14 protein-coding genes and 1 tRNA gene are annotated in these 13,108 nt (G+C 57.1%); 8 read left to right on the plus strand and 7 right to left on the minus strand.

Features of this window, described 5'->3' with window-relative positions:
- Positions 1–27: 27 nt before the first annotated feature.
- From D3871_RS07295 to D3871_RS07310, 4 genes are all read right to left on the minus strand, one after another.
- Entirely contained in the window at positions 28–2,325 is a 2,298-nt protein-coding gene (locus D3871_RS07295) for a RelA/SpoT family protein (protein WP_119768296.1), read from the minus strand.
- Between the two features lie 110 nt (positions 2,326–2,435).
- Positions 2,436–2,639: a DNA-directed RNA polymerase subunit omega gene (gene rpoZ, locus D3871_RS07300; RefSeq protein ID WP_057290930.1), complete on the minus strand. Its 204-nt coding sequence runs from the start codon at positions 2,637–2,639 to the stop codon at positions 2,436–2,438.
- Positions 2,640–2,661: 22 nt separating this feature from the next.
- On the minus strand, positions 2,662–3,306 hold the full coding sequence (gene gmk, locus D3871_RS07305; RefSeq protein ID WP_119769950.1) for a guanylate kinase: 645 nt from the start codon (positions 3,304–3,306) through the stop codon (positions 2,662–2,664).
- Between the two features lie 55 nt (positions 3,307–3,361).
- Positions 3,362–4,261 (minus strand): YicC/YloC family endoribonuclease, encoded by a 900-nt coding sequence (locus D3871_RS07310; RefSeq protein WP_119768297.1) that lies wholly within the window; start codon positions 4,259–4,261, stop codon positions 3,362–3,364.
- Positions 4,262–4,346: 85 nt separating this feature from the next.
- Between D3871_RS07310 and D3871_RS07315 the strand changes: the two genes are divergently transcribed.
- From D3871_RS07315 to D3871_RS07345, 7 genes are all read left to right on the plus strand, one after another.
- Positions 4,347–5,351, plus strand: coding sequence for a serine/threonine protein kinase (locus D3871_RS07315; protein ID WP_119768298.1), 1,005 nt, complete (start codon positions 4,347–4,349; stop codon positions 5,349–5,351).
- A gap of 9 nt (positions 5,352–5,360) precedes the next feature.
- Positions 5,361–6,293 carry a PP2C family protein-serine/threonine phosphatase gene (locus D3871_RS07320; RefSeq protein WP_119768299.1) on the plus strand — a complete coding sequence of 311 codons (933 nt, stop codon included), beginning with the start codon at positions 5,361–5,363 and terminating at the stop codon, positions 6,291–6,293.
- Positions 6,294–6,302: 9 nt separating this feature from the next.
- Complete coding sequence (gene rph, locus D3871_RS07325) at positions 6,303–7,037, plus strand: ribonuclease PH (RefSeq protein ID WP_119768300.1); 735 nt, start codon at positions 6,303–6,305, stop codon at positions 7,035–7,037.
- Positions 7,038–7,096: 59 nt separating this feature from the next.
- Positions 7,097–7,681 (plus strand): RdgB/HAM1 family non-canonical purine NTP pyrophosphatase, encoded by a 585-nt coding sequence (gene rdgB, locus D3871_RS07330; protein ID WP_119768301.1) that lies wholly within the window; start codon positions 7,097–7,099, stop codon positions 7,679–7,681.
- Complete coding sequence (hemW, locus tag D3871_RS07335) at positions 7,678–8,916, plus strand: radical SAM family heme chaperone HemW (protein ID WP_119768302.1); 1,239 nt, start codon at positions 7,678–7,680, stop codon at positions 8,914–8,916. The genes rdgB and hemW overlap by 4 nt, the downstream gene beginning before the upstream one ends.
- Positions 8,917–9,043: 127 nt before the next feature.
- Positions 9,044–9,133 (plus strand) — tRNA-Ser (locus tag D3871_RS07340).
- 155 nt (positions 9,134–9,288) lie between these two features.
- Entirely contained in the window at positions 9,289–10,185 is an 897-nt protein-coding gene (locus tag D3871_RS07345) for a DMT family transporter (RefSeq protein WP_119769951.1), read from the plus strand.
- Between the two features lie 104 nt (positions 10,186–10,289).
- Here the strand turns inward: D3871_RS07345 and D3871_RS07350 are convergent, their stop codons facing one another.
- From D3871_RS07350 to D3871_RS07360, 3 genes are all read right to left on the minus strand, one after another.
- Complete coding sequence (locus D3871_RS07350) at positions 10,290–10,520, minus strand: hypothetical protein (protein WP_119768303.1); 231 nt, start codon at positions 10,518–10,520, stop codon at positions 10,290–10,292.
- A gap of 85 nt (positions 10,521–10,605) precedes the next feature.
- The gene (locus D3871_RS07355; protein ID WP_119768304.1) at positions 10,606–10,884 is read right to left on the minus strand and encodes a hypothetical protein; all 279 of its coding nucleotides are present in this window, start codon (positions 10,882–10,884) and stop codon (positions 10,606–10,608) included.
- Between the two features lie 238 nt (positions 10,885–11,122).
- Positions 11,123–11,686 (minus strand): hypothetical protein, encoded by a 564-nt coding sequence (locus tag D3871_RS07360; protein WP_119768305.1) that lies wholly within the window; start codon positions 11,684–11,686, stop codon positions 11,123–11,125.
- Positions 11,687–12,038: 352 nt separating this feature from the next.
- On the opposite strand from D3871_RS07360, the gene D3871_RS07365 reads away from it, so the two are divergent.
- Positions 12,039–13,103 (plus strand): SDR family oxidoreductase, encoded by a 1,065-nt coding sequence (locus D3871_RS07365; RefSeq protein ID WP_119769952.1) that lies wholly within the window; start codon positions 12,039–12,041, stop codon positions 13,101–13,103.
- Positions 13,104–13,108 lie beyond the last annotated feature (5 nt).

Below are 13,108 nucleotides of genomic sequence, written 5' to 3' on the forward strand. Positions count from 1 at the left end.
GGCGCGGTCAAGGGCGTATCAGGCGCCTTATGCGCGTTCGCGGACGATTCTTGCCACCCCGGGAATGCGTCGGACATTGCGTATCAGGCGTGCAAGGTGGATGCGGTCTTCGACCTGAATCGTGAAGCGCAGTTGCTTCATCAAATGGTCGCGGTCATCGTCCATGCCGACATAGGTAATGTTGGCATCCGACTCGCCGATTTCTGCGGCCACGCGGGCCAGCACGCCTTTTTCATTATCGACCAGAATCTTGATGCGGCAGTCGAAGCGGCGGCTCAGCTCGGCACCCCAATCCAGTTCGATCCAGCGGTCTGGTTCTTTGGTTTGCTGACGCTTCGCCGTATCGCAATCGGTGCTATGCACGGTGATGCCCTGATCGCGCTTGAGCTGACCGGCAATGCCGTCGCCAGGAATCGGCAAACAGCATTGAGCCAGATGCACTGCAGCACCTTCGTTGCCATAGATAACAACCGGATCGAGCTTACCGGAGCCGTTTTCCGTGGCGAGCGGCGGGAGCGGCGAAGTGGCATCGCTTTCCATCATCCCGCGTATATGGCGGGCAACCAGTGTCGCCATCCGCTTGCCTACACCGATGTCGGCATACAGCTCTTCAAGCGAGCGTGCGCTGGATTCATTGAGCAGCTTCTCGATCAGCCCATTGGGTAACAAGGGGTCGATATCGATTGCGCTCAGGGCCTGCGCCAGCAGGCGTCGCCCCAGTTCAGTGGATTCGGCCAGGTTGATTGTACGCAGATGGTGCCGGATCGCCGAGCGCGCCTTGCCGGTACGGACAAAGGTTAGCCAGTTCGGACTCGGTCGCGATGATGGCGCGGTGACGATCTCGACGATGTCGCCATTACGCAATTCGGCGCGCAAGGCAGCATGCTCATGGTTGACGCGGGCGGCAATCGCCTGGTCGCCAATAGCTGTATGAATGGTGTACGCGAAGTCGAGGACGGTGGCGCCGCGCGGCAGGGCGATGATCTTGGATTTCGGCGTGAATACATAGACTGAATCGGGAAACAGGTCGACCTTGACGTGTTCCAGAAATTCGGCGGAGTCGCCGGTCTGTTTCTGTATGTCGAGCAAGGACTGCAGCCAGGCATGCGTTCTCTGCTGCAGGTCGGTCAGACTGGCTTCGTCATCCTTGTACAGCCAATGTGCGGCAACGCCTGCTTCCGCGACGCGATGCATTTCTCCGGTGCGAATCTGGAATTCGACCGGGGTGCCGTAGGGGCCGATCAGCGTGGTATGCAGGGATTGATAGCCATTGAGCTTGGGAATGGCGATGTAGTCCTTGAACTTGCCCGGCATCGGCTTGTACAGCGCATGCAATGTTCCCAAGGCAACGTAACAATTGGCAAAGCTGTCAACAACGATACGGAAACCGTAGACATCGAGCACTTGGGAGAACGACAGATGCTTGTTGCGCATCTTGCGATAGATGCCGTAAAGCGTCTTTTCGCGGCCGTAGACTTGGGCATGAATGCCGGTGGCTGCCAGTGTATTCTTGACCGAATCCAGGATCTTGCTGACGACCTCACGGCGGTTGCCGCGTGCGGCCTTGACCGCCTTGGACAAGGTTTTGTAACGCACCGGGTACAGGTGCGAGAACGCCAGGTCCTGCAATTCGCGGTAAATATTGTTCAGGCCGAGACGATGGGCAATCGGCACGTAGACTTCCATCGTCTCGCGGGCAATCCGGCGCTTTTTTTCCGGCGCCATGAAGCCAAGCGTGCGCATGTTGTGCAGGCGGTCGGCCAGCTTGACCAGAATGACGCGCACGTCGCGGGCCATGGCCAGCAGCATCTTTCGGAAGTTTTCCGCCTGAGCTTCGATCTGGCTCTGGAATTCGATCTTGTCGAGTTTGGACAATCCGTCGACCAGCGTGGCGACGGGAGCGCCGAAACGCTCGATCAACTCCTCTTTCTTGACGTCCTGGTCTTCCATGACGTCGTGCAAGAGAGCCGCCATGATGGCCTGCGCGTCAAGCTTCCAGTCGGCACAGATTTCGGCTACCGCAATCGGATGAGAGATATAAGGTTCGCCGGATTTGCGGATCTGCCCGAGATGCATTTCGTCGGAGAAGCGGTAGGCTTCCTTCACCTTCTTCATTTCGGAAGGGGTGAGGTATTCGGTCAGCTTGTTATTGAGCAGGGTAACGGAAGCAACGCCCGCCGGGACGGCATTCGATGCGCCGGCCGCATGGGCGGCACCGGAATCGGATTTCGGGGTGGATTCGGAATTCTTTGCGGCCGGGCGCTCGGATGTCGCCCGGCTTGATGGAGCAATTGATAGTGTTGAATCTGCAGGTATCAGGTTCATACGTTAAGGATATCAGCCGCATCGCATTGCTGCATCCCCAAACGCCGTGAATCTGGCGAAAATCTTTCGCTTGGGGTGGCTCGCGACGCTATTCGTGGCTGCCGTATGCCTTAGCTCGGTACCTTCTTCAGCATTTCAATGCCGACCTTGCCGGCGGCGATTTCACGAAGTGCAACGACGGTCGGCTTATCCTTGGCATCGACCTTGGGGGTATGTCCCTGCAGGAGCTGACGGGCACGATAAGTGGCGGACAGCGTGAGCTGGAAACGGTTGGGGATCTGTTTGAGGCAATCTTCGATGGTAATACGGGCCATGCTTGCTCCTAAAAACGCGATATCAGGTGGGATTTGCGTGAATGCCCAGTTGGGCGAACAGGTCTGTGTAGCGTGCGGCTTGTTGTGCAAACCGGCAGCGGGTTGCTTTGACGATCGATGTCAATTCCGACAAAGCTGTTGCAAACTCTTGATTAATAATAACATATTCGAACTCCGGGGCGTGCGCGATTTCGCCGCCGGCGGCCAGAATGCGCCTCGTAATCACGTGCGAATCATCCTGTCCGCGCTTGGTAAGGCGTTCTTCCAGCGCTGCAATTGACGGCGGTAAAATGAAGATGCCTACCGCTTCGGGGAACTGCTTCTTGACCTGCTGCGCTCCCTGCCAGTCGATTTCAAGCAGCACGTCGGTTCCGGCCTTGATCTGGTCCTCGATCAGCAGCCGTGATGTTCCATAGTAATTACCGTGGACTTCGGCCGATTCCAAAAATTCCCCGCCTTCGCGCCTTTTCAGGAAATCCTCGACGGATGTGAAGTAATATTCGCGCCCGTGTTGCTCCGCCGGACGGGGCTGTCGCGTCGTGTACGATATCGACAGCTTGATGGCGGGTTCCTGGGCCAGCAAGGCATTGACCAGCGTGGATTTGCCGGCGCCGGACGGGGCGACCACCATGAACACGCTGCCGGAAGATGGTTTGGGTTCTATCATGGAATTCTCGATGTAGTAGAGCTTCGGAGTCTGGAAAAGCTTGCAATATTGCTGCTTACTCAAGATTCTGGACTTGTTCCCGCATCTGTTCAATCAGCAGCTTCATGCTCATCGACCCATCCGACAATTCTTTCAGTGCGGCTTTCGAGCCGACGGTGTTGGCTTCGCGGTTGAGTTCCTGCATCATGAAATCGAGCCGTTTGCCGACCTGGCCGCCTTTTTTGAGGATATGGCGGGTTTCCGACAGGTGAGTGGACAGGCGGGACAATTCTTCAGCTACGTCGATTCGGATACCGTACAGCGTGACTTCCTGCCGGATGCGCTCCAGCGCTTCCTCGCGCGACAATGTGGCCGGCATGGCCGCGCCGTTCTGGGTTGCCAGGCCGAGCGCTTCCATCATGCGGTCGATCGCTTTTTGCTGGAATTGTGCGATTGCCTGCGGAATCATCGGTGTGAGCCGCGCCACAATCGCTTCCAGGTCATTGATGCGTGATATCAGCATGGCTTGCAGCGCGGCGCCTTCGCGCGCACGGCTTTCGATAAATGCGTCGAGTGCCGCCGACACTACGGCCTGCACGTCGGCCTGCAAGGCGTCGTGGACGATTTCGCCATCCTCGATCACGCCTGGCCAGCGCAGGAGTTCATTGACGGTAAGCGCGGGTGCATCGGCGAACCGGTTTTTGATTTCCGATTGCATTTTTGCTAATGATTCGAGTACGCTTGCGTTCAGGTTCTGTGGCGTACCGGCCGCGGATTTGCGTCCGAAGCTCACACGGCATTCGACCTTGCCGCGGCTGATGCGGGCCATGATGGCCTCACGCAATGCAGGTTCGACTGCGCGCAGATCGTCGTTGATGCGAAATTGCAGATCAAGAAAACGCGAATTGACGCTCTTGAGTTCGACGGTCAGTGTTCCGGCGCTACTTTCGCGTGTGGCGACCGCGTATCCGGTCATGCTCGAAATAGTCAAGGTTCAGCCCTTATGCTTTACAAAACAGTGATTTATCAAGACAATCCCAAGTACATTCTGTAAGGACGACATGGCTTCGCAAAACAACGCTCCGCTGCCAGATGGGCTGGAAATTGCTGGATATCGCATTGTAAAGAAGATTGCGTCCGGCGGGTTCAGTATCGTTTACCTGGCATACGACGAAGACGGCAATGCCGTCGCCATCAAGGAGTACTTGCCTAGCTCTCTGGCGCTGCGTCAGCCGGGCGAACTGGTACCCGCCATCTCAGCCGACAACCTTCCTGTGTTTCGCATCGGCCTCAAGTGCTTTTTCGAAGAGGGGCGCGCGCTCGCGCGCATTTCGCATCCCAATGTCGTCAGCGTCGTCAATTTTTTCCGGGCCAACGATACAGTCTACATGGTGATGGCATATGAATCCGGGCGTTCGCTGCAGGATCACATCCTGCGCCGTCGCGAAAAAGGCGAGCGGCCGCTGGTATCGGAACGTTTCATCCGCAAGATGTTCAATCAGGTGATGAACGGTTTGCGCGAGGTACATGCGAACAAGCTGCTGCACCTCGATCTCAAGCCCGCCAATATTTATCTGCGCATGGACGGCACACCCATCCTGCTCGATTTCGGCGCGGCGCGGCAAACGCTCAAGACCGATCTTCCCAAGCTGTATCCGATGTACACGCCTGGCTTTGCGCCACCCGAGCTCTATGCCAAGAGCGCCAACCTCGGACCCTGGACCGACATCTATAGCATCGGTGCTTCCATCTTCGCATGCATGGTGGGAGCGCCGCCGCAGCCGGCTGACCAGCGCAAGGTCAACGACAAGATGGAAGACCATTTCCGCAAGCTGGAAAGCATTTATTCGCGCGAGCTGATACAGGTCATCCGCTGGAGTTTGCGCATCGATCCGCTGGAACGGCCGCAAAGCGTGTTCGCCCTGCAGAAGGCGCTGCGCGAACCGGTGCCCGAGCAGAAGGAAGCGGACTTCGTCGAAAAGGTCTCCGCCAGACTGCGCGGATTCTTCAGCGGCTTCGGCAAAACCACCCAGGTCGGCAACACCACGACCCAGAACACGCAATAGGCGGCCAGCATGCGATTCTCCGTATACCAGGAAAGCCATATCGGCGGCCGCCGCAACAACCAGGATCGGATGGGGTACAGCTTTACCCGCGACGCGCTGCTGCTGCTGCTCGCCGACGGCATGGGCGGTCATATACAGGGTGAGATGGCCGCAACGATTTCGCTGCAGACCATCGGCACCCTGTTTCAGCAAAATGCCAAGCCTTACGTCAAGAAGCCGGAGAAATTCCTCGAAGAGAGCTTCTTTGCCGCGCATCGCGAAATCCATCGCTATCGTGCGATCAACAATCTGCCTGAAACACCGCGCACCACGATCGTCGCTTGCCTGATCCAGCATAACAATGCCTACTGGGCGCACTGCGGTGATTCGCGACTCTACTGGATGCGCTCGGGCCAGATCCTGTCGCGTACCCGCGACCACTCGCGTATCGAAACCCTGATCGCTCAGGGAAAGGTCGATCCCTCCGAACGCGATACCCACCCCGAGCGCAACAAGCTGTTCAACTGTTTGGGTGCGCCGAACATGCCCATCGTGGAGATGTCGCGCCGGGCCAGCCTGCAGGCGGGTGATGTCATTCTTCTGTGTTCGGATGGTCTCTGGTCAGTTCTGCCCGATCATGTTCTGGCGCAGAGTCTGCATCAGAACACGGTCGTGCGTGCTGTGCCCGATCTGCTTGCGACAGCAGTCGGCATCGCCGGCAAGACAAGCGACAATGTCACGGCACTGGCGATGATGTGGGAGGGCGCGAGCGTGCTCCAGGATTCGCCGAACACTATTGCCACGCATACCCTGCCGATCGACAGTGTCACGACCACCATCCAGGCGCCGCGCCATGCCGACCTTGAGCAGGCCGATATCTTCAACGACTCGGAAATCGAAAAGGCAATTGAAGAAATTCGCGGGGCCATCGAAAAAACCTCCCGCATCACATCCAAAAATTAAGGTTGTCTTATGTCGTTTGAAAACCGCCCGAGCGGGCGTGCAAGCAATGACTTGCGCAGTATTCGCATCATCCGCCAATACACCAGGCATGCCGAAGGATCGGTCTTGATCGAGTTCGGCGACACCAAGGTGATCTGCACCGCCAGCATCGAAGAAAAGGTACCCGGCTTCCTGAAGGGTAAAGGGCAGGGCTGGATGACGGCCGAATACGGCATGCTGCCGCGATCGACCCACACGCGCATGGACCGTGAAGCCGCCAAGGGCAAACAATCGGGGCGCACCCAGGAAATCCAGCGCCTGATCGGACGCTCGCTGCGCGCGGCGTTCGACCTGCAAGCATTCGGCGAACGGACGCTCCATCTGGATTGCGATGTCATCCAGGCCGATGGCGGCACGCGCACCGCATCGATCACCGGCGCCATGGTGGCTGCTTATGATGCAGTCAGCAAGCTGGCGCAAGCCGGACTGATTCCCGCCATCCCGATCAAGCATTTTGTCGCTGCGGTATCGGTCGGCGTGTTCCGTGGCTTGCCGGTACTCGATCTCGATTACATCGAAGACGCCGACTGCGACACCGACATGAATGTTGTGATGACCGATGCCGGCCATTTCGTTGAAGTACAAGGGACTGCGGAAGGCGAAGCCTTCGATCGTGCAACGATGAACCGATTGCTCGATCTCGCCGAGCATGGCATTGCGGAACTCGTGCGCTTGCAAAAGGCTGCACTCGAACTTCCGCAGTAATCTTTACCGACTTTACACAGCATGGCGTGCCAGGCGGCGCGCCATGCTCATTTTTATTCATGACAAAAACATTAATTCTCGCTTCAAACAACGCGGGCAAGCTGAAAGAGTTTGGCCAGATGCTGGCGCCGCTTGGCTTCGATGTACGTCCGCAAGGCGAATTCAACGTGCCCGAAGCGGAAGAACCGCATCCTACCTTCATTGAGAATGCGCTTGCAAAAGCGCGGCATGCGGCTCGACTGACCGGGTTGCCGGCGCTTGCCGACGACTCCGGCATCTGCGCCAACGCGCTTGGCGGCGCTCCCGGCGTGTATTCCGCCCGGTACGCAGGCGAACCCAAGTCCGATGCACGCAACAACGAGAAACTGATCGCGGACCTCGCTGCACAGGGCGACAAATCGGCCTACTATTACTGTGTGCTGGTGCTGGTCCGTCATGCCGACGACCCGCAGCCCGTCATCGCCGAAGGCCGCTGGAACGGGGAAGTGATTGCCGATCCGCGCGGGCAGGGCGGCTTCGGCTACGATCCATACTTTCTGCTGCCCGAACTCGGCAAGACGGCCGCCGAGTTAAGTGCCGAAGAGAAAAACCGCTTGTCTCATCGAGGACAGGCGCTGCGTGTATTGGTAGAGAAATTACGATGATTCCCATCAAGCCTGTGGGCGCTGCCGTAGCGGCTGGAAGTACAGCATCGCCGGTCGATGTCGCCAACGCCTTCTTGCGGCCCGGTGCCTTGCAATTGAGCGCGCTGCCGCCCTTGTCGCTCTATGTGCATTTTCCGTGGTGTGTCAGGAAATGCCCATATTGCGATTTCAATTCGCATGAAGTGCGCGGGGGTTTTCCCGAGGAAGCCTATCTCGCCGCCGTGCGCAGCGATCTGGAAAGCGCCTTGCCGCTGATCTGGGGTCGCAAGATCTACACGATCTTCATCGGCGGCGGAACACCCAGCCTGATGTCGGCGGCAGGACTCGATCGCCTGATGTCGGACATCCGCACCTTGCTGCCACTGGACGGCGCGGCCGAAGTCACGATGGAAGCCAATCCCGGCACCTTTGAAGCGGACAAGTTCCGCTCATACCGGGCCAGCGGCATCAACCGCCTGTCGATCGGTATCCAGAGTTTCAATGCGCGGCATCTGCATGCACTGGGGCGCATCCACGATGCCGACGAGGCGCGCAAGGCGGTCGAAATTGCCCATGCCAATTTCGACAACTTCAATCTCGACCTGATGTTTGCATTGCCTTCGCAAACCCTGGAGGAAGCACAGACCGATGTTTCCACGGCCATTGCGTTCGCGCCGCCGCATTTGTCGCTGTATCACCTGACATTGGAGCCGAATACCTATTTCGCCAAGCATCCTCCGGTGGTGCCGGATGACGATAGCAGCGCCGAAATGCAGGACATGATCTTTGCGCAAACCAAGGCTGCCGGCTATGGACATTACGAAGTGTCAGCCTATGCGCAGGCAGGCAGGCAGGCGCGGCACAATCTGAACTACTGGCAATTCGGCGATTATCTGGGAATAGGGGCGGGCGCGCATTCCAAGATTTCGTTTCCGCACAGGATAGTGCGCCAGATGCGCTACAAGCAGCCCAAAGCCTATATGGAACAGGTGCAGGCGGGCAGGCCGATCCAGGAAGAATTCGAGCTGGAGCGCGAGGATCTCGGTTTCGAGTTCATGCTCAATGCCTTGCGCCTGACCGAGGGCTTCGACGTCAATCTGTTTGCAGAACGCACGGGACTGAGCATTAATGCAATCGAGAAATCCTTGAACCTTGCCGAAACCAAGGGCTTGCTGTATCGCGATCACCGGATAATCCGGCCGACCGAACTCGGCGGACGTTTCTTGAATGATTTGCAGCAGATCTTTCTGAACTAAATCACTTTCGGGGTTCGGCAAGCGGCGTCGACTTAGGTATAATTCGCATTCCGGAAACGTTGACCTGCCGTTGCTCTGATTATTTTGTGACAAGGAGCCAGCCGCAGTCGGCAGCGTCGAGGACCAAGGAGGTTTGGGTGAGTGGTTTAAACCAGCAGTCTTGAAAACTGCCGACGGGGTGACCCGTCCGTGAGTTCGAATCTCACAGCCTCCGCCAGAACATGAAGCAAAACGGCCCCATTCGGGGCCGTTTTGCTTTCCGGACGCGACATGGCCGATAACGCGTTTCTGCAAAATCACGTATCCTTCACGCCAATTCATCCGCCGCCCAGCGTCTTCTGGAACACGGCTTCCCTTGCTTTCAGGTCTTCCATGAATCGTCAACTGACGCTGCCCACCGCGTTGATGCTTGTTGTGCCCCCATTACTTTGGGCCGGCAATGCGATTGTCGGCCGCCTGTTCCATGAAGTGGTCCCGCCGCTCATGCTGAATTTTCTCCGCTGGGCTATCGCGTTTGTCATCTTGCTGCCGCTTGCCATATCGATTTTCCGGCCGGGAAGCGGGTTGTGGCAGCATCGGGCCCGTCTTTCCATTCTGGGGCTATTAGGTATCGGCCTGTACAACGCGCTGCAATATCTCGCACTGCAGACCTCGACGCCGATCAATGTCACCCTGGTCGCGGCCAGCATGCCGGTCTGGATGCTGCTGATAGGATCCCTGTTCTTTCAATCCAAGGTCACGCGCAAGCAGGTGATCGGCGCCGCATTTTCAATTGCTGGCGTGCTGCTGGTGCTGAGCCGGGGCGAACTCGCCCAATTGCTGGCGTTGCGCCTGGTGGCTGGCGATGTGTTCATGATCCTGGCGACGATCGCGTGGTCGCTGTACAGCTGGCTGCTGACACGTTCGGAAATGCCGGATAGCTTGCGCGGACACTGGGCTGCATTTCTGCTGGCACAGGTCAGTTTTGGCGTCGTATGGTCGGGGGCTTTTGCGGCCGGAGAATGGGCGGTGACGGGCCGTGAAATCACCTGGAGCTGGCAATTGGCAGCGGCATTGCTGTACGTTGCGATTGGTCCGGCGGTGTTGGCGTTCCGTTGCTGGGGTGTCGGTGTGCAACGCGTCGGACCCAATGTTGCGGGATTTTTCAGTAATCTGACGCCACTATTCGCCGCGCTGATGTCTTCCGCTTTTCTTGGGGAAATGCCTCACCTTTATCATGTGATTGCATTTGCCTTGATCGTCTCGGGGATCGTGCTGTCCGCGCGTTGAAAGCGCCGGCTTATGTTCTCCTGAAATCGGGGAAATGAACTTGACGCTGCAGGCCAAGGAAGCGCGAGCGCGACGCCTTGCCCCGCCCGGCATGAATGGTGCGTTCAGGCCTTGTCTTTCGAAGGGCGATTTTTCAGATAGGAGTAACGCGGTTGCTGCTCCTCGCGTGTGGGAGGCAAGTCAGCGTATTCCTGTTCCTCGATCACATCCACGTACTGGCTGCCATCAAGCGGGCGACCTGCATAGGGGCTAGCCGGAGTCTTGGCGGCTTCCGTGACATTGACTTCTTTAGGCGGCACGTTCTTGTCCTGCGATGGCGGAGTCTCTTTTTGCATGGCATCTTCCTTTCGTGACAAGTATTAGATGTCATTGCACTCGCAGGGTTCGCAGGTAGCCGCATGAAAATTTCTGAACCGCAGCTTAGGACTTGAGGAATCGCATGACCCCGTCTTTCTGCAGTACATCTCCCCAAGACTCGATGTGGTAGATCTCTCCTACTTTGTGCAGGACCACACCGAACTGTTCCCGCAGGCGCAGAATGTCGGTATCGATCGTCTCCCGGTTCTGGCTGGTAAGATCTGCTATTGCCGAGACAGTTGGGCGTTCAAGCAAGTCTATCGCGGATAGCAAGACGAATAGCTTGCGTGCGTCATGATCCGGATATTGCGGTACGCCAAACTGGTTCTTGGGGTAGCTCATCGGACACCTCGCATTAGTATTGGGTTACGACCTGGCGAAGACAGATTGCGGATTACCGGCATTTCATTTCAACGGATGCTAGTGTAGTGTTTCACTCTTCTTGAGACATAAAAGTGCGTCTTTCACACCGACTCTTCGTTGCACATCCTCGCAATAGCTCGCTATTGCTGCGGTGTGCGCCTCGATTCGCCGCGAAATCCATCACTTTTATAAGTCTCAATCTACGTGAAACACTACACTAGGTCAGGCTGTCGTCCTGCGCCCTGAACGCTTCGGATTTGGCGCGTGCGGCTTCACGTGTCATGACATTGAGACTGACAAGGATTGCGCCTGCTCCTTCGATGCGGCCGACGGCCTTGTCGTCACCCAGATGCCGGCGCGCCTTTTCCGTACGGGCGACCAATTCACGAAAAGCTTCATGCAAGGCTCCGTAAGTGCGCTTGGTGACTACCACATGCCCCGCATCGGCAATTTCCTTGGGATCTTTGGCATAGTGAATCAGCAATTCTTCGATCCGCCGTGCCCGCGCGCGCGACAGTCCAAGCTCTATGGATAATCGCTGCGCGACTTCTTCTGCGGAATCCGATGCATCGACGCCAGTCTTGCCAAAATGTACGAGTTCGAACCCATGCGGACGCAGCCCGGTCATCAGTTTTTCCAGTGCATCGATAGTGCGGATTTCCTTGACGTCATGTTCATTCACGACGGTTTCGCGTACGCTGCTCACCATGCGATCGCCAAGCCACTGTTCGAATGCAGGAGGCAAGGTGCCAGGACGGCAACGCAACCAGTCAATGGACATTTTCTTGTGCTCCTCAACGAGAAGAGCATGCTCCTGATCGTTGAGCGTAAGTGTGACGGAACGCATTTATCTATACACCTGATTAAAAATACTGGACGGCCGCAGTATATCGGCATCTGCTTGCGTTATCAGTTCCCTGACTGTCGAATGTCGCGGCGCGCAAGAGCGCTGCCGGGTATTTGCCGATTGTACTTTTCACAGATGCACGCGAGTGAAAAAACGCGCATGCATCTGGTAAAAATTGCCGTTCGCATTATTTCTAATTACTTCTATTATGTCCTTGCAGGTTTGGCAACCGCTTTTGATGCGGGCATGGATTTCGCTGATAGCGAAAGCGGAAAGGAGTGTCCTGATGAAATTCCGCCTGAAAAAACTATCCGAACAAGTCGTCGTCATTACCGGCGCGACCAGCGGCATCGGTTTGACCACCGCACGTCGTGCCGCTCAGCGTGGCGCAAAGCTGGTTCTGGTTGCGCGCAACGAAGATGCGCTGAAACAGCTTAATTTCGAGTTATCGAAGAAAGGTAACGAGGTCATCCATGTCGTCGCGGATGTCGGCATCGACGAAGATGTGCGGCGCGCGGCGCAGGCGGCCATCGAGCGTTTTGGCGGATTCGACACCTGGATCAACAACGCCGGAGTATCGATCTTCGGCCGGACGGAAGATGTATCTCTGCAAGACCAGCGGCGACTGTTCCAGACCAATTTCTGGGGAGTGGTTCATGGTTCACTGGTTGCCGTGGAGCACCTCAAGAAAAACGGTGGAGCCATCATCAATCTTGGCAGCGAAGTGTCGGACCGCGCGGTGCCGCTGCAAGGCATGTATTCGGCCTCCAAACATGCGGTCAAGGGTTTCACCGATTCACTCCGGCTGGAACTGGAAGAGGAAGGTGCGCCGGTCGCGGTGACTCTGATCAAGCCTGCAGCGATCGACACCATGTTCGTCGAACATGCAAAAAACTATATGGATGTGGAACCGCGGCTATCGCCGCCTATCTATGCACCCGAGGTCGCCGCCGATGCCATCCTGTATGCCGCGGAAAACTTCAAGCGCGATATCTTCGTCGGCGGCGCAGCCCGGCTGGTTGCTTCCACCGCCCATCACGCGCCCCGCGTGATGGACAGCCTGATGAAGCGTTTCATGTTCTCGCAGCAGCGTACCCGCCGCCCGGCGCGTGACAGGAGTCAGAATAGTCTGCATAGCCCGAGTGCCGACCTGCAGGAAAGGCAGGGTTACGACGGTCATGTGTTTGAGTCCAGCCTGTATACCCAGGCGGCAATTCATCCCAAGACCGTCATGACGCTGCTGTTGACAGGTCTTGCCTTTGCAGTCTGGTGGAATCTGCGCGAACGGCAGGAGGCTGTGAGTCTCAATAACGACCCTGTTCCGCGCCCCGCGCTTGACATCACTTTCTGAGGAAT

The organism is Noviherbaspirillum saxi, assembly GCF_003591035.1.
In the GTDB taxonomy this organism is placed as follows: domain Bacteria; phylum Pseudomonadota; class Gammaproteobacteria; order Burkholderiales; family Burkholderiaceae_D; genus Noviherbaspirillum; species Noviherbaspirillum saxi.